The organism is Terasakiispira papahanaumokuakeensis, assembly GCF_001709345.1.
GTDB lineage: Bacteria > Pseudomonadota > Gammaproteobacteria > Pseudomonadales > Halomonadaceae > Terasakiispira > Terasakiispira papahanaumokuakeensis.
The window spans coordinates 2,331,202-2,347,681 of sequence record NZ_MDTQ01000001.1 but is presented as its reverse complement, the minus strand read 5'-3'; the positions used below and the strand labels follow the sequence as shown (position 1 = coordinate 2,347,681).

The following is a 16,480-nucleotide window of genomic DNA, read 5'->3' as shown; positions in this document are numbered from 1 at the left end:
GAAAACTATATGATCAGCATCTTGAAAACTTGCGGGCTCATCACCTTGATCAAGCTGAAATTGATGTGCACTTTAATGCCTCCCAGCGGGTTCTGACTGTATCGGTGTGACGTAAAATAGGCGGTATGACGTAAAAATAGGTGAATGATGACTGCGATTGCCCAACCTTTTGTTGCTCCCATCAGCCCGTTAGTCGATATCGGCGTCAACTTAACGGATGTGCGCTTTGCCGAAGACCGTGCAGACGTGATTCAGCGTGCTTTTGATATCGGCATCGAGCAGATGATCCTGACGGGTACTTCATTGACTTGTAGTACTGAGAGTTTGAATTTAGCTCATGATTATCCCGCGCGCCTGTTTTCAACGGCAGGATGTCATCCTCATCACGCGAGTGAGTGGGATGGGGAATATGAAAAAGCGCTGACTCAGTTGTGGGTTGATCCGGCCTGTGTGGCTGTGGGGGAAGCCGGTTTGGACTTTAATCGCAATTTTTCTACCCCGGCTCAGCAGTGCGAAGCCTTCGAGGCTCAGTTGGCTCAAGCCGCGGCCCATCAACTGCCCATGTTCGTTCATGAACGGGAAGCTGGTGAGACGTTGGCGGCGATGATTCGCCCCTGGCGCGATCAAATTCCTGGCTTGGTGGTCCATTGTTTTACTGGCCATCGCGAAGACTTATACCGTTATCTTGATCTTGATTTATATATTGGGCTAACCGGTTGGATTTGTGATGAACGACGTGGCACGCATTTACAGCCTTTGGTTCAAGAGATTCCAGAGCAACGGTTGATGCTGGAAACTGATGCGCCCTATTTAATGCCGAGAACCCAACGTCCTCGTCCTCCTAAAGGTCGCAATGAACCGGCCTGTCTGCCTTGGGTCTTGGCACAGTTGTCGCAGTGGACAGCGCGAGATCCGGTTGAGTGGGCGCGTTTAACCACGGATAATGCACGACGATTCTTCCGTTTACCGCGATAGATTCAATTTACCGCGATAGATTCAATTTACCGCGATAGATTCAATTTACCGCGATAGATTCAATTTACCGCGATAGATTCAATCTACTACGATAGATTCCATCATTCAGGCCCATTTGTTTCTGCCCTAAATTTCTTTTTGATGTCCTTCAGGAGTGTACATGTCTATCCCGATGTTTATTGCCGTTGACGCAGCGGAAATGGATGAGTCCAGCTATCCGGTAGCGATTGCATGGTCAATGCCGGATGGACGCATCAAAAGTGTGCTCATTATGCCGGAAGATCATTGGCAGGATGATGTCGCGGTATTAGCCTCGCGGGAAGACATGGACCTGGAGTTGCATGGGGTTCAGGCCGATGAGGTGATTCGTGAACTCCTTTATGATCAGCTGGATGATGTGTTTTACACCGACCAATTATTTCCTCAAGAGCAGTGGTTACTCAAATTATTTGATGCGGCGCGTCGAGAAGTTACTTTTGAGCTCGCCGAAGCCCAACAGCTGATGCCTGACGTTGATTGGTTGGATCAGTTTAGGTTGACGTTGTCACAGCTTGGATTGGATGAGCAAAGGGCCGAAGATCGTATTCGTGCCATGCTGGAGGTTCATGTCGCTTTGACCGGCGATGAGCCCGAGTGGGATGAAGATGAAGGGCATCAAGAGGGGTTAATTTAGAGCCAGGGATTCATTGAGAAGCATACCGAATCGGTGGATTTTATTTCCACCGATTCGTGATATGAATACCGTGAAGTCTCTATATCGTGGTTATTCTGTCGTCCAACCCGGCACGACATTGTCAAAGTGGGCTTTCGCTGCATCAATCACCGCTTGGGTATGGAACGCTTTGACGAAGGTTTGAATATCTTGGCGTTGAGTGTCGCCCTCACGGACCACAATCAAATTGACATAAGGTGAGTCAGCCCCTTCGGTCAGCAGGCGCTGGGTACCGTCAGGTAGCTGGTCTCCGGTGGCAAAATTACTGTTAATCACGGCCAGATCAACATCTTCCAGGCTGCGGGGTAATTGGGCGGCATCCAGCTCGGCAAACTGAATGTCCTGGGGATTGTCTGTAATGTCATTGAGCGTTGCGGAAAGGTCGGTGCGGTCTTTCAATGTGATCAAACCCGCATCATTGAGCATGATTAACGCTCGGCCTTCGTTGGAAGGATCATTCGGAATCGCGATTTTGGCGCCCTTGGGGATATCATCAATGCGGCTATATTGCAGGCTATACGCTGACATCGGGAAAACAAACGTGTGGCCTGCAATCGCAAAGTTGTAATCCCGCGATTTCATCATCTCATCTAGATACGGCTTATGCTGATAGGCATTGGCGTCTAAGCTACCTTCATCCAGCGCCGCATTGGGTGAGATGTAGTCATTAAAGGCGACAATTTCGACATCCAACCCGTATTGATCTTTGGCAACCTGTTTGGCCACTTCCATGACTTCTTCTTCTGGTCCCGCCATGGTGCCGACCCGCAAGGTTTTATTCGACTCGTCTGTCTGCGTTGAAGCTTGTCCTTGGTCATCTTGGCCGCAAGCACTGAGTAAACCTGCCGCTATGGCAGCGAGTGTTAATGTCCGCAGAGCAGAAGCGATACGCATAAAAGAAACTCCATTGTGGTATTCAGTGTTGTGTTCAATGTAAATGCTGCTAATCATCTATCGTCTCTGAATTACGGCCACTTGGGTAGTGATCGATTCTTCTGTCGACAGTGCTTTTTGATATAAGTAATTATTATTAGAATAATTTTTAATGTCTTTTTAGGTTATATGCAGACGCTTCCTTGTGCCTGCAGGGTTGGGGCGAAGGCTGAGCTTTCTCGGCGTGTTAATCCAGCCGGGGGAGCTCAGTATGCTGAAGAAACGTATCCGCCAGCAGCGCAATGCCAGTGGCATCAGTCTCGGTGAAGCGGGCAGGTAGAGGGCTGTCAAGGTCGAGCACGCCCCATAGTTGGCCCTCGGGTGTTTTTAAAGGCACCACGACTTCACTTCGAGAGGCGGCATCACAGGCGATGTGGCCTGGAAAGGCATGGACATCTTCAACGCGCTGGACTTCACCTGTTCGTGCTGCTGCACCGCAAACGCCTTTGTCTAACGGGATATGAGTGCAAGCGACTTTGCCTTGAAAGGGCCCTAACTTGAGTTGGCCAGCTCGCAGTAAATAAACGCCGGCCCAGTTGAGGTCGGGAAGTTGTTCAAAAATAAAGGCATTCAGCTGGCTAACATTAATTAACCAGTCTCGTTCATCACCTAGCAACGCGGCCAGTTGGCGTGCGAGGCTGCGATAGTCTTCAACGGTATGGTCGTCAATCGTCATCACGGGGCCCTTTTATCTCATCATTCGGAGTCAGAACGGACAACACCGCCTCTTGGGCGGTGTTGTGTCGGCGAAAAACTCAACAGTGAGTATTATTTCCAGCCGGGAACGACATCAGTAAAGCGTTCCTGAGCGGCTTTGATCACTTCTGGTGTTTGGTAAGCTTTCACGAGATTCTGAATTTCAGGGCGCTGGCTATCGCCTTCACGCACAACAATCAGATTGACATAGGGCGATTCAGAACTTTCAGTCAGGACGCGTTTCGCGCCTTCCGGGAGTTGATCCGGCGTAGCGAAAGTGTTGTTCACCACGGCAAAGTCGACATCTTGGAGGCTGCGGGGTAACTGCGCCGCATCCAGCTCCGCGAAGCTGATATTTTTTGGGTTCTCTGCAATGTCGTTGGGCGTGGCCGCCAGGTTATTCCGGTCTTTCAGTGTGATCACACCGGCATCATTGAGCATGATTAAAGCACGACCTTCATTAGACGGGTCGTTTGGAATGGCGATTTTGCCATTCTCGGGCAGTGCTTGAAGATTATCATAAGTTAATGAGAACACGGACATGGGGTAAACGAAGGTTTTGCCCGCAACTTCAAAGCTATAGTCACGTGACTTCATCATTTCATCTAAGTACGGCTTATGCTGATAAGCATTGGCGTCCAGGCTGCCTTCATCCAGTGCCGCATTCGGTGAGACATAGTCGTTGAATTCGACAATTTCGACATTTAAATCGTATTGCTCTTTCGCGACTTTTTTAGCGACTTCCATCACTTCAGTTTCTGGCCCCGCCATGGTGCCGATGCGTACTGTATTTTGGTCTTTTTCATCCCCACCGCAGGCGGTTAATACGGCACCGGCAATGGCGGCTAAAGCGAGTGTGCGAAGCGGTTTTACAATCTTCATTTAAGGCTCCTTGTTTGATGCAATCAATGGTCTATTTTGTGGCGGAGTTCATGTCATATAAGGCTTCACATCAGGCGATAGGGTCGCCCTAGACGGATGCTCAACGATGATCAACACGTCTAACTAATGCATCGCCAACGGATTGTAGCAGCTGGACCAGTGCCACCAAGATGATGACGGTGACCAACATTGTCATGCCATCAAAACGTTGGTAGCCGTAGTTGATGCCTAGCGCCCCAAGGCCGCCTCCTGCAACCGCACCGGCCATGGCGGAATAACTGATCAACGTCACGACTGTGACCGTCAAACTGTTGAATATGCCAGGCAAGGCTTCCGGCACCAGCACTTTGGTGATGATTTGCATGGGTTTTGCGCCCATCGCCTGTGCCGCTTCAATGAGGCCGGGCGGCACTTCATTCAAGGCGCCTTCGATCAGTCGGGCGACAAAAGGAATGGCGGAGAGCGTCAGTGACACAATGGCGGCATTGGTGCCAATAGAGCTGCCGACCAAAAATCGGGTCAAGGGCAATATAGAGACCATCAGAATGATGTAGGGAACAGATCGGCCTATGTTGGTGAAGGCTCCCAGTACTCGATTCAGGCGCGGACGAGACATGAACTGATCTTTGCGGGTGACGTGGAGTAGCACCCCTAATGGTAGCCCTAATGCGGTGGAAATGAGGGCTGACACCACCACCATATAAAGCGTTTCGCCAGTCGCTTGGAGTAACTGTTCCGGCGTGGCCAGCATGGATAAGCTAGAGAGTGTTTCAGACAGGCTGGACATAACCAAGTACCTCCAAACGAACCGGTTGAGATTCAAGATGCGTCATGGCTTGAGCAATCGCTTCATCACTGCCTGATAATTCGGCTAATAGACGTCCCAGCACTTGGCTTTGAATATGCTCGACCTGTGCCTGCAAGATGCTGACATCCACACTAAATTGGCGCGCTAACTGGGTGATCAATGGCGCTTGCACGCTATCGCCACTGAACGTCAGACGGATGACGGGGCGTCGGCTTGGGGCCTTGTTGGCGTGTAAGCGATCTTCCAGCCCTTCAGGTAAGGGCTGACTGAGCGCTGTTTCAACAAACTCATGACCGAGTGCCGTTGTGGGGTGGGTAAAGAAATGGCCCACTTCGTCTTCTTCGATCAGGCTGCCATCACTGATTAACGCGACTCGATCACAGATCCGCTTAACCACTTCCATTTCATGGGTGATCAGCAAAATAGTGATGCCCAGTTCACGGTTGATGTTTTTCAGTAGTTCAAGAATCGACCGTGTGGTGTGGGGGTCAAGCGCCGATGTGGCTTCATCACTGAGCAGTACTTTGGGTTTTGTGGCCAGTGCGCGGGCAATGGCGACCCTTTGTTTCTGCCCGCCCGAAAGCTGGCTGGGGTAATGATCCACTTTATCGGTTAGCCCGGTGAGTTCAAGCAAGGGCTCAACGGCTGCTTTAATCTGAGCGCTATCGGCTTTCATCAGCTCTAATGGGAGGGCGATATTGTCATAGACGGTACGCGAGCTGAGCAGATTAAAGTGCTGGAAAATCATCCCAATCTGATGGCGGGCCAGACGTAACCCTTGTTCATCAAGTTGAGTGAGGTCTTGGCCATCGACCAACACTTGGCCTGAGGTGGGGGTTTCCAGCATGTTGACACAACGGATCAGGGTACTTTTACCTGCGCCGCTACGCCCAACCACGCCATAAATACCCCCTTGGGGGACTTCTAAATTGATATCGCGTAAAGCGGTGACCGCGTTAGGGCCCTCACCATACACTTTGTTCACACTGCGGATATTGATCAAAGCCGCGCTCCCGTTGACTGAAACCGCTGAACGGTTAGATGCGAGCGCCGAATGGGCCTGATGATTGCGGGGGTGCTAATTAGGGCGGGTGCAGAATAAAAAAAGCCACCCGTGACCGGGTGGCTGTCAACGCTGGACACACCCTTTTAGCGGGAATTTTTAACGCGCCCGCAATCCGGGTTCAAATCGGCGCGATTTCGAACTGGTGCGAATGATAGGTAGACGCTTTGATCCTGTCAAGCTGGTCTATATTTTTTATAGCGATTCAATCTTGTACGAAGTGCTTTGGAAGGTTTTGGGCGTTTACGCCCATAGTTCTATTCTGTTAAGTGGCGGTAAAACAGAAAATCTTACGCTGCTTGCCTTGCGCGATCCATTGAGTCGCCATGACCTATATGCGTGATGTCGTTGGATCTGAATGCTGACTGCGGGGTCTCACTAAGGAGGAGTTAAGGATGTCTCAGATTGATTTTTATTACGATATCGTCAGCCCCTACAGCTATTTGGCGGCGGTTCAGATCGCCTCACTGGAACAGCAACTCGCCCATGATCATGCTGAGATTAAGATACATTGGAAACCGGTTTTTTTAGGCGGTATCTTTAAGGCGTTAGGCAGTGAGCCTCCTTTAGCACTTCCGGCTAAACAGCGTTATTTGTTTGAGCAAGATCTCCCGAGAATGGCGCGGATGCTGCAAGTCCCGCTGACGATACCCGATCAGTTCCCGACTAATACGCTGCCACTATTGCGCACATTGGTCATGATGCCTGAACCCGCCCGTGTCGAAGTGTCGCTACAGTTATTTGATCTGTATTGGGGCAGTGGCCAGGATATCACCCAACCTGATCTACTCAATACGGTGTTCTCACCTCGATCTCTAGCGGATGGTGCAACGGATGCGGCCAAGGCGCGCTTAAAAGCGCAAACAGACGAAGCTATAGGGAAAGGTGTTTTTGGTGTACCGACTTTTGCGGTCGATGAAGCCCTGTTCTTTGGCTGTGATCGTGTCATGCTATTGCAGGAATATCTGCATTGGCAGCAAGAGGATTCAAATTAATGTTTACGGGTATTGTAAAAGGCGTTTGTGAAGTCGTTTCACTGACGCAACAACAGGCATTGTCGACATTAGGCATTGCGATTCCTGTCGCTTGGCGTGATGGCCTAACTCACGGTGCCAGTATTGCCGTGAATGGCACTTGCCTCACCGTTGTGCGTGAAGATGAGGAGGCGGTTTATTTTGATGCGATGATTGAAACGCTGCGTCGGACTAGCCTAGGTCGGCTTCAAGTGGGCGATCGCGTCAATATTGAACGGGCTGCGCGTTTTAATGACGAAATTGGTGGCCATCTACTCTCGGGCCATGTCATCGACCAAGTGACAGTGCGAACGATTGAATATCCAGATGAGCACAACTGTCGAATGGTGTTTGATGTGCCGGCTCAATGGATGAAGTACATCTTGCCCAAAGGTTACATCGGTCTTGATGGGTGTAGCCTGACCGTGGGCGAAGTGGATGAAACCGGATTCAGTGTTTATTTGATTCCCGAAACACGCAAGTTGACCTTATTTGGCGAGCGTCAGCAGGGCGATCATATCAATCTGGAAGTGGACAGCCAGACTCAAGCCACGGTGGATACGGTTGAGCGGCTGCTGGCGCAGCGCGGCTTGGCTTGACCCCTTATTTGTTGATTTGATACGGGGCATCGGTGCTTTTAGGTATCGCATTTGCATGGTGATCTCGCACTTTTCCTGACTTTTCGCTAACATTCGCGTTTTTCTCCTGCCCCGCGACTCTCCGTGGGGTTATGGCACTTCTGCGAATTAGCCCCGGACAGAGCGAGATCATTCATGTTGGAACGACTTTTCCAGCTTAAAGCCCATGGTACTACGGTGAAAACCGAGATCATTGCGGGTTTCACCACCTTCTTGACCATGGCCTACATCATTTTCATCAACCCGGAGCTGCTGAGCCAGACCGGTATGGACCATGGTGCGGTCTTTGTCGCCACCTGTGTGGCCGCGGCGATCGGCACCCTGATTATGGGGGTGTGGGCCAACTACCCGATTGCTTTGGCACCGGGGATGGGTCTGAACGCCTTCTTTACCTTTGGTGTCGTGCTGGGCATGGGAAAAACCTGGGAAGTCGCATTAGGCGCGGTTTTCCTCTCTGGCTTAGTGTTTTTCCTCCTGAGTATTTTCCGTATTCGCGAATGGATTATTAACTCCATTCCGTTATCGCTCCGGCTGGGCATTGCCGCCGGGATCGGCCTGTTTATGGCCCTGGTCGCCTTGAAAAACTCCGGAATTGTGGTCGATAATCCTGCGACCTTGGTGACCGTGGGCGATCTGTCTCAACCTTCGGCCTTATATACCTTCCTTGGGTTTTTCTTGATCACGGCCTTGTCTTATCGCCGTGTCACCGGCGCCGTCATGATTGGCGTGCTGGTCGTGACCGTACTCTCAACATTGCTAGGACATAACCAGTTTCTAGGGGTGATGAGTATGCCGCCCTCACCGGCGCCGACGTTTATGAAAATGGATATCGCTGGGGCCTTTGATGTCGCCATGGTCAGCGTCATCTTTGCCTTCTTGTTTGTCGATTTATTCGATACCTCCGGCACTTTAGTCGGCGTGGCGCATAAAGGCGGCTTGCTCGATAAAGACGGCAAACTACCCCGCTTGGGCAAAGCCTTGATGTCGGATAGTAGCGCGACGATGGCCGGTGCCGTATTAGGCACATCCAATACCACCAGTTATATCGAAAGTGCTGCCGGGATTGCCGCAGGCGGCCGTACGGGGTTGACTGCGGTGACTGTCGCCGCCCTGTTTTTGATCAGCTTGCTGTTTTCACCACTCGCCATGACCGTACCAAGCTATGCCACTGCCGGTGCTTTGCTTTATGTCGCCGTCTTAATGGCCGGTAGTCTCGCTCATGCCGATTGGGATGATGTGACCGAAGCCGCCCCGGTACTGGTGGCGGCGTTAGCGATGCCGCTGACGTTCTCGATTGCCAACGGTATTGCATTGGGCTTTATCACTTATGCCGCCGTGAAGCTGTTATCAGGGCGTGTCAGTGAAGTGAGCCCGAGTGTCTTTGTCCTGGCTGTACTCTTTATTCTTAAGTTCCTCTTTTTGTCGGAGTAAGCATGTCCAAGAGCCCTTATAGCGCACAGTTAAAGTCGGTGATCCGTACCGTGCGTGATTGGCCAGAAGCGGGGGTTAATTTCCGTGATATTACCCCGCTGATGCAAGACCGATCCGCCTTTCGCAAGCTGATCGACGCCTTTGTCCACCAATATCATGATGTCCAGATTGATGCGGTGGCGGCTGTTGATGCGCGAGGCTTTATTATTGGTTCGCCACTGGCTTATGAATTGAATTGCAGTTTTGTCCCAGTGCGGAAAAAAGGGAAATTGCCATTCAAAACATTAAGCGAAACCTACAAGCTGGAATATGGCGAAGCGACGGTTGAATTGAATGCAGACGCATTCGCCCCCGGCAGTCGTGTGCTGTTGGTGGATGATTTGATTGCCACCGGTGGCACCATGATCGCAGCGGCTAATCTGATTCGTCGTGCCGGTGGTGAAGTGGTGGAATGCGTCGCCATCATCGATTTGCCTGAGCTGGGTGGCTCTAAACTCATTCAAAATGCTGGCTTTAGCGTTTTCAGTGTTTGTGAATTTACTGAGTCTGAATAAATGGCGAGATGCTTGTTTTGAGTGTATCGTCGCACACTATTTTATGTCCTGATCAACTGCTAGCCTGGGATAACACCAATGAGCGCTAACCGCTACCGCAAAGATTTTTCGATCACTTGGGATCAAATTCACCGAGATACTCGTGATCTTTGTGCTCGCTTATATCCAAGAGAATTTAAAGGCATTATCGCCATCACGCGGGGTGGGTTAATTCCTGCCGGGTTGATTGCCCGTGAACTGAATGTGCGTTGGATCGATACCATCAGCGTGACCAGTTACGATCACATGAACCAAGGTCAGTTGAATATTATTAAACCCTTTGACCCCGTCGTCGGTGATGGTGAAGGGTATTTACTGGTTGATGACTTGGTGGATACCGGGAAAACGGCACGTGCTGTCCGTGAGTTGCTCCCGAAGGCGTGTTTCGTCACCATTTATGCCAAACCTGAAGGGCGTCCGTTAGTCGACGAGTGTATTACCGAGGTCGATCAAGACACTTGGATTCAGTTTCCTTGGGATATGGGCGTGAGCTACGTCGAGCCCTTGGTTGACCAGTTCAATAAAGACTGATCGCTCCAAAAGACTGACCGTTCAATGAGCATCAAGGAGTACGCTGAGGATGCTGAATCAGCCATTACCTGAGAGCTGGTGGCCCTACCTGGGCGGAGAGTTTGAAAAGCCTTATATGCAACAACTCAGAGGCTTTCTAAAGCAGGAAAAAGACCAGCATAAAGTCATTTTTCCGCATTCCAGCCACTGGTTTAATGCCTTTCAGCTGACCCCCTTAGATCAAGTCCGGGTCGTGATATTAGGGCAAGATCCTTATCACGGGCCGGGCCAAGCGCATGGGCTTTGCTTCTCAGTGCGGGCGGGGGTCGCGATACCGCCCTCGTTGCGCAATATCTATCAAGAATTGCAACAAGATGTGGGGTTTCAGCCGCCTGCACATGGCTGCTTAACGCATTGGGCACGACAAGGTGTTTTATTATTAAACAGTGTGTTGACGGTCGAGCAAGGCCAAGCGGCTTCGCATCAAAAGCAAGGCTGGGAAACCTTTACCGACAAAGCGATTGAAGTCGTCAACCAGCATGCGCCGACCTGCGTCTTCCTGTTATGGGGCAGCCACGCCCAGCGTAAAGCCAGCTTTGTCGACACCCGTCGACACTGTGTATTGAAATCGCCTCATCCTTCTCCGCTCTCAGCTCACCGAGGCTTTTTTGGCCAGCGCCACTTCTCCCAGGCCAACGCCTTTTTGCAGCAACAAGGGCGAGATATGATTGATTGGCAACTGCCCATGACCCCGCCGCCTGATTGTCAGTAATGTTGAATCGCCCGTGATCGGGCGACGATCAATCGGCTGATATGAACCGCCTGATACTTCGGTATCCGGCGGTTTTTTTATGCGCCAGAAAATAGAGGGCATGGTCAGTGAAGCGTCTTTTAAAAGATTGATACGAAAAAAAGACATTTGAAAATAATAATCATTCTTTATATGGTGTGTGCGCTTGATGTGTATCAATGAAATATTCGGATACTCAATCTATGGACAGATGACAGCCAATAGGACTTCTCATGACACAGCATGCGATAGCCCAGAAGGATGCTTCATTCGTACCGACATCGGATACGGTGTCGACACAGCAATGGTTAATGCTTTACCAACAACATGAGCGTGCTTTAATTGATTGCGCTGAACGATTGTTAGGGTCCCGAGCGCAGGCCGAAGAAGTGGTGCAAGATGCATTTCTTAAAATTTGGGAGCAACGTCTCGGTGACAATGTGCGTGAGCCCCAACGGTTTTTATTTCGAATTGTCCGGAATTTGGCATTAGATCGGCTTCGCCGCCAATCGTTAGAACAGCGTTATCTGCAACAGCAACTCAGTATCGAGATGGATACCGTGCCTGCTGGCAGCTCCCCCGAGGAAGAAACATTAGGCATGGATATGCTGCGCCAACTGGTCATGGCCCTGTCTGAGCTACCCACCCGAATGCGCCGCGTTCTAATCTTGATTCGCCTGGAAGGCCGCACACAACGCGATGTAGCCCAATGCTTGGGGGTTTCACCGACCCTCGTTAACTTCATACTGCGTGATACTTTGGCTCACTGTCGTCAGCGATTACAGCTGCCGGTGAATCGTGCTCGTGGTCAGTCATCTCAGGGATAGTCAAGGAAACGCGCCATGCGATTGATTCGACTGATTTTCAGTGATCACCCACAAGCCCTGGTGGGGGCTTTATTACTCAGTATTTTAAGTGCCTTGCTCAGTGTCGGCGTGATGGCCTTCATCAGTGAGCGCATGCTAGCGCCTGATGTCTCGCTTGAAGGCGTGCTCTGGCAATTTGTCGGATTATTGCTGGTGTTATTAGTGATGGCATCAGGGGCCCAACTGGCACTCACGGCACTGGGGCATCGCTTTGTGTATGGCCTGCGTCGGCGCCTAGTGAAACGCGTCCTCGATACGGATATTGAACGCCTGGAGCAAATCGGCGGCGCCAATATCCTGGCCAGTTTATCCAGCGACATCCGCAATATCACTCTAGCCTTTGTCCACCTGCCGGAGCTGATGTATGGCGGTGTCTTAAGCATTGCGGCCATGGCATATTTAGCCTGGCTTTCACTCCCTCTGTTTGGCATGACGCTACTTTGGATGGTATTCACACTGGCAGTGGGCTGGATACTCGTGATGCGCTTGAACCATCACCTGCAATGCTTGCGCGAATCAGAAGACCGACTCTATCAAGACTACCAAGCGGCCATTGAAGGGCGTAAAGAGCTGGCGCTGAATCGTGATCGTGCACGCCATTACTATGACGAAACATTTGACCCCAGCGCGGCGACCTATCGCCACCATGTCACACGGGCTGACCGCTATCACAGCATTGCCAGTAACTGGGCCAATATTATGGTACTGGGTACCATCGGCTTGGCGTTTTACCTCGCGCGTGGCCTAGGCTGGGCCGATACTGCCGTGGCGGCCACCTATGCACTCACCATCTTATTTATGAGAACACCATTAGTCTCGGCCGTCGCCGCCTTACCGGCCATGATCTCGGCGCGAGTCTCATTGAATAAACTGGACCGTTTAGCACTGGCGCCTTACCAACCTCATTTTGTGCAATCCAGCGGCGACCCATCACAGGCCAGTGGATTAGGGGAGTGGCAAACACTCACATTGTCGCAAGTGCATTATCACTATACCGGGGCGCAAGGCGAAGCCGGGTTTGATGTCGGCCCCATTGACTTCACCCTCCAGCGTGGCGATATCATTTTCATGATTGGTGGCAATGGCAGCGGCAAATCGACCTTTGCCCGCTTACTCACCGGGCTTTATCAACCGCAAAGCGGAGAAATCCTAATCGATGGGCGGCCAGTGCATACCCTTGGGGTCGACCTCTATCGTGCGCTTTTCTCGGCCGTCTTCACCGACTTCTACCTCTTTGACCAACTCCTCGAAGCCCAAGGCCAATCTGCAAACCCTGAACGAGTCAGTTACTGGCTAACGCGCTTGCAAATGGCGCATAAAGCCGAAATTGAAGCCCATCGGCTATCACACACCCGTTACTCCCAAGGCCAGCGCAAACGGCTAGCGTTATTACTGAGCTTATTAGAACAACGGGACATCCTATTATTAGATGAATGGGCCGCAGATCAAGACCCCGCCTTCAGACGCGTGTTTTACCGTGAACTCATCCCCTTATTGAAAACCCAAGGGCACACATTGTTAGCGATCACGCACGATGACCACTACTTTGACCAAGCCGACCGTATCGTCAAAATGGATGCTGGCCAACTCACCGAACTGACCGGCACACAACGCCAAGGCATCACCGAGGATATATACAACACCGTCTTGACGCCTAACTGATATATCCCTGCGGCTCATTAAACTGACCATACCGCCCTCGAACACAACAAGCCCAGCAAACGCTGGGCTTTAACCACCAAAACCCACCGTAGCCCTCACATTTATCGCGTCAGTATATTGATCTATTGATATAGTTATTTACCTGTTTTTAGTGCCTTAATACATATCAATAAATGGTCTATTTTCACTAGCATCACCGCACCAAATGTTTCAATATTAACCTATTGTTGATGTGTCTTTGCACGATACTGAGCAGAGTCTTTTATGCAAACGCGCATGCGCCCTTTTGACAAGAAATAATGGTTAGGGGTATGTAAAAATTCTCTAATTCAATAGGTTTCAGATTTTTTTTGGGCTGTTGTCGCTTGAGAAAAGCATGCATGTGCAGTATTAAAATGAATAAAGTTCAGCGATACATGGAACCGGCTGTAATATAAAACGATTAGACGCCATGCTTAGGTTTGCGTAGGCAAAGTGAGTGGATGACAAACAGGTAGAACCGGGACTGGATAAGGCTGTGACTAACATCGTTCGCAATAGAGAACGTTAAAATGATGAGCCCCCAGTTTGCGGAATTCATCAGGGATAGGGGTTTATACCTCGTAAAATCCGGATAGATGGCTGCAATACCTTGATGTCATGAAGACTTTGCTTGCACAAAACGGGGCGTCCATAGATGTTAAATTGATAAGGAGAGTATGTGAGAAAGTCGGATGAAAAAGATAATGCTATACCTAGGTTGTGGAAAGGGGGCTTCCTTACATTAGGTAACATTCGTGATGTAATACTAGTTGCATTGCTTGTTGTAGTTACTTGGAAGTTAATAAATTCTGAAATAAAAATTAGTCTCGAATCATTCAGTTTCACCGATTTGCTGTCAGTACTTTTAGCATTTTTTGCGATTGCGCTCTCAGCTGCATTTTATTTTAAGGCGACTGAAACCTCGAACCGCTTCTATGACAACTCCTATAAGTTCACAAAAGAAATGTCAGAAATTTTAGGAAGAATTGAGTCTGGCTTTGGAGAAAAACTAAAACATATAGATGAAGGCTATACTGGTCTTCGTGAAAAATTCGACAAAATACCATTTGATGTAAAACAGGCAAAAGAAGAAGAAAAGAAAGAAGAAAAACATATAAAGGAGCAAGAGAAAGAAAGGGATAAGATAATTTTGGATCTAATGGAGAAAGCGAAAGTTGCAGACCATGAAAAAGAAGAGGTAATAAAAAGGCTACAAAAAAGCAGTCTAGAATTAGATAGATCTAAGATCGAACTCCGACGATTGCAGAGAAGAATTAACAGTGCTGAGAGTAATATTGAGGATGTAAGTGGATCTTTTATCAATTATTTATCTGAAAAAATAGAAGGAAGGTTTTCATCAAAATATATCGATGCTCCAACACGGGTGTTAAATCGACTCTTTAAGCAAATGAAAGAAGAAAGATTGTTAGATGACCAAGATTTACTATTTATGGAACATCATGGATTGATTATTGATGGTGAGTTAACTACGAAAGGGGCTCATGTCTATAGAAGAGCAATTGAAAAATCAATTTAACAAGTCATTCCAAGTGACGCCTACGGCGCACCTGAATGAGGCGTTATATTGACGAAATTATAGGAGAGTAATATGGCGGACGATTATCCTTATATGGTGTCGAACAATAAGATAAAGCCAATTATTGAAGCTATACATAATGCAGCAAAGCCACCAAAATTTTCCCATGAATTCCTCAAGCAATTAGGTTTTAGTAGTTCAAATGATAGAGCGGTAATTCCTCTTTTTAAAAGGCTAGGTTTTATTACAGATAACGGTGCTCCAACTGCCCACTATGATGACTTAAAAGACACCACAAAACGATGGTCGGCACTGGGTTCCAGAATCAAGGACTTATATTCAGATTTGTATGCCATTAACACAAAGATCCATTCTGCACCTGAAGATGAGATTAAAGGTGCAATGTCACGTGTGACCGGCAAAGATGCGAAAGCAGTTGGGAGGTACTATGCCACGTTCAAAACGCTATGTGATATGGCAAAATTTGACAGTGCTAGCAAACCAGTAGAAAAACCAGCACCAGAAGATCCGGTTCAACCTCAAGGTGGCACGAATGGTGAAGATATCCCCCCAGTTGTAGCAAGTGGTCAGCCAGGATTTCATTACAACATCCAGATACATCTACCGGCCACAACAGATATCTCTGTATACAATGCGATATTCAAAAGCCTGAAAGAAAACCTCAATATATAGGCTTTAAAAATGAAAAACATAGAAGAGCTGAAGCAGTTAGTGTTTAACGGAATCCTACTTGAGGACAGCTTCCAGCGTATGGAAGCTGATGGGATATCCATCAGAAAAGGACAGCATGAGATACCTGTTGAACGACTGGATGAGTCTGATTTTAGCCCAAGGATTATATATCAAGCTAATAAGATGGCGTCCGTCTATACAGTATTCTTTTGTTTGGAAAATGCTGTAAGGGATTTGATTACGGACCGATTAGCTGAGCGCCAAGGAATAGATTGGTGGGAGACTTGCGTCCCAAGTAAAATTAAAGGTTCAGTCCAAAAGTTAAAGGATCAAGAAGAGATAAATAGATACCATACGCAGCGTGCCAGTACTACAATCGGCTATACGATGTTTGGAAATCTTGCGCAAATCATAATAAATAATTGGGATGATTTTTCTGACCTCTTTCCGTCTCAAGCGTGGATTAATGCGAGGTTTACTGACTTAGAAATGTCCAGGAACATTATTATGCATACCGGTGTGCTGCCCGATATTGAAATAGAACGAATTGAGAGCATTTGTCGGGACTGGATACGTCAGGTGGGATGAATATAACAATCGGCTGCACAGCGACCGATTTTTCGCCGTTTCGCGGCTCCAAACCGGCGCGTGAGCCGA

18 protein-coding genes and 1 riboswitch are annotated in these 16,480 nt (G+C 49.1%); of the genes, 13 read left to right on the top strand and 5 right to left on the bottom strand.

Annotation, left to right across the window (positions count from 1 at the left end):
• The first annotated feature begins 144 nt into the window (after positions 1-144).
• Positions 145-975: a TatD family hydrolase gene (locus BFW38_RS10230; RefSeq protein WP_068998463.1), complete on the top strand. Its 831-nt coding sequence runs from the start codon at positions 145-147 to the stop codon at positions 973-975.
• Positions 976-1,135: 160 nt separating this feature from the next.
• Positions 1,136-1,648: a hypothetical protein gene (locus tag BFW38_RS10225; RefSeq protein ID WP_068998461.1), complete on the top strand. Its 513-nt coding sequence runs from the start codon at positions 1,136-1,138 to the stop codon at positions 1,646-1,648.
• A gap of 90 nt (positions 1,649-1,738) precedes the next feature.
• Here BFW38_RS10225 and BFW38_RS10220 read toward each other — a convergent pair whose 3' ends face one another.
• The 5 genes from BFW38_RS10220 to BFW38_RS10200 form a co-directional block, all read right to left on the bottom strand.
• Positions 1,739-2,581: a MetQ/NlpA family ABC transporter substrate-binding protein gene (locus BFW38_RS10220; protein WP_068998459.1), complete on the bottom strand. Its 843-nt coding sequence runs from the start codon at positions 2,579-2,581 to the stop codon at positions 1,739-1,741.
• 226 nt (positions 2,582-2,807) lie between these two features.
• On the bottom strand, positions 2,808-3,296 hold the full coding sequence (locus tag BFW38_RS10215) for a GAF domain-containing protein (protein ID WP_068998457.1): 489 nt from the start codon (positions 3,294-3,296) through the stop codon (positions 2,808-2,810).
• A 92-nt stretch (positions 3,297-3,388) separates the two neighbouring features.
• Positions 3,389-4,198 (bottom strand): MetQ/NlpA family ABC transporter substrate-binding protein, encoded by an 810-nt coding sequence (locus BFW38_RS10210; RefSeq protein ID WP_068998455.1) that lies wholly within the window; start codon positions 4,196-4,198, stop codon positions 3,389-3,391.
• Between the two features lie 100 nt (positions 4,199-4,298).
• Positions 4,299-4,985, bottom strand: coding sequence for a methionine ABC transporter permease (locus tag BFW38_RS10205; protein ID WP_281180396.1), 687 nt, complete (start codon positions 4,983-4,985; stop codon positions 4,299-4,301).
• The gene (locus tag BFW38_RS10200) at positions 4,969-6,009 is read right to left on the bottom strand and encodes a methionine ABC transporter ATP-binding protein (RefSeq protein ID WP_068998453.1); all 1,041 of its coding nucleotides are present in this window, start codon (positions 6,007-6,009) and stop codon (positions 4,969-4,971) included. The genes BFW38_RS10205 and BFW38_RS10200 overlap by 17 nt, the downstream gene beginning before the upstream one ends.
• Positions 6,010-6,135: 126 nt before the next feature.
• Positions 6,136-6,212: riboswitch (SAM riboswitch) on the bottom strand.
• Positions 6,213-6,464: 252 nt separating this feature from the next.
• Between BFW38_RS10200 and BFW38_RS10195 the strand changes: the two genes are divergently transcribed.
• The 11 genes from BFW38_RS10195 to BFW38_RS10145 all read left to right on the top strand — a co-directional run bounded on the left by BFW38_RS10195 (position 6,465) and on the right by BFW38_RS10145 (position 16,411).
• On the top strand, positions 6,465-7,064 hold the full coding sequence (locus tag BFW38_RS10195; RefSeq protein WP_068998452.1) for a 2-hydroxychromene-2-carboxylate isomerase: 600 nt from the start codon (positions 6,465-6,467) through the stop codon (positions 7,062-7,064).
• Complete coding sequence (locus BFW38_RS10190; protein ID WP_068998450.1) at positions 7,064-7,681, top strand: riboflavin synthase; 618 nt, start codon at positions 7,064-7,066, stop codon at positions 7,679-7,681. The genes BFW38_RS10195 and BFW38_RS10190 overlap by 1 nt, the downstream gene beginning before the upstream one ends.
• Before the next feature lie 174 nt (positions 7,682-7,855).
• A complete protein-coding gene (locus BFW38_RS10185; RefSeq protein ID WP_068998449.1) occupies positions 7,856-9,151 on the top strand; it encodes an NCS2 family permease in 1,296 nt (431 codons plus the stop codon).
• A 2-nt stretch (positions 9,152-9,153) separates the two neighbouring features.
• Positions 9,154-9,705, top strand: coding sequence for an adenine phosphoribosyltransferase (locus BFW38_RS10180; RefSeq protein WP_068998447.1), 552 nt, complete (start codon positions 9,154-9,156; stop codon positions 9,703-9,705).
• Between the two features lie 78 nt (positions 9,706-9,783).
• Entirely contained in the window at positions 9,784-10,275 is a 492-nt protein-coding gene (gene gpt / locus BFW38_RS10175) for a xanthine phosphoribosyltransferase (RefSeq protein ID WP_068998445.1), read from the top strand.
• A 52-nt stretch (positions 10,276-10,327) separates the two neighbouring features.
• Positions 10,328-11,026 carry a uracil-DNA glycosylase gene (gene ung, locus BFW38_RS10170; protein WP_175401022.1) on the top strand — a complete coding sequence of 233 codons (699 nt, stop codon included), beginning with the start codon at positions 10,328-10,330 and terminating at the stop codon, positions 11,024-11,026.
• A 251-nt stretch (positions 11,027-11,277) separates the two neighbouring features.
• Positions 11,278-11,871 (top strand): sigma-70 family RNA polymerase sigma factor, encoded by a 594-nt coding sequence (locus tag BFW38_RS10165; protein WP_139116599.1) that lies wholly within the window; start codon positions 11,278-11,280, stop codon positions 11,869-11,871.
• Between the two features lie 15 nt (positions 11,872-11,886).
• Entirely contained in the window at positions 11,887-13,572 is a 1,686-nt protein-coding gene (locus BFW38_RS10160; protein WP_068998441.1) for a multidrug ABC transporter permease/ATP-binding protein, read from the top strand.
• A 700-nt stretch (positions 13,573-14,272) separates the two neighbouring features.
• Positions 14,273-15,130 carry a hypothetical protein gene (locus tag BFW38_RS17975; protein WP_068998439.1) on the top strand — a complete coding sequence of 286 codons (858 nt, stop codon included), beginning with the start codon at positions 14,273-14,275 and terminating at the stop codon, positions 15,128-15,130.
• Between the two features lie 72 nt (positions 15,131-15,202).
• Positions 15,203-15,823 (top strand): DUF5343 domain-containing protein, encoded by a 621-nt coding sequence (locus tag BFW38_RS10150; protein WP_068998437.1) that lies wholly within the window; start codon positions 15,203-15,205, stop codon positions 15,821-15,823.
• Positions 15,824-15,832: 9 nt separating this feature from the next.
• Complete coding sequence (locus BFW38_RS10145) at positions 15,833-16,411, top strand: Swt1 family HEPN domain-containing protein (protein ID WP_084004584.1); 579 nt, start codon at positions 15,833-15,835, stop codon at positions 16,409-16,411.
• Positions 16,412-16,480: the final 69 nt, after the last annotated feature.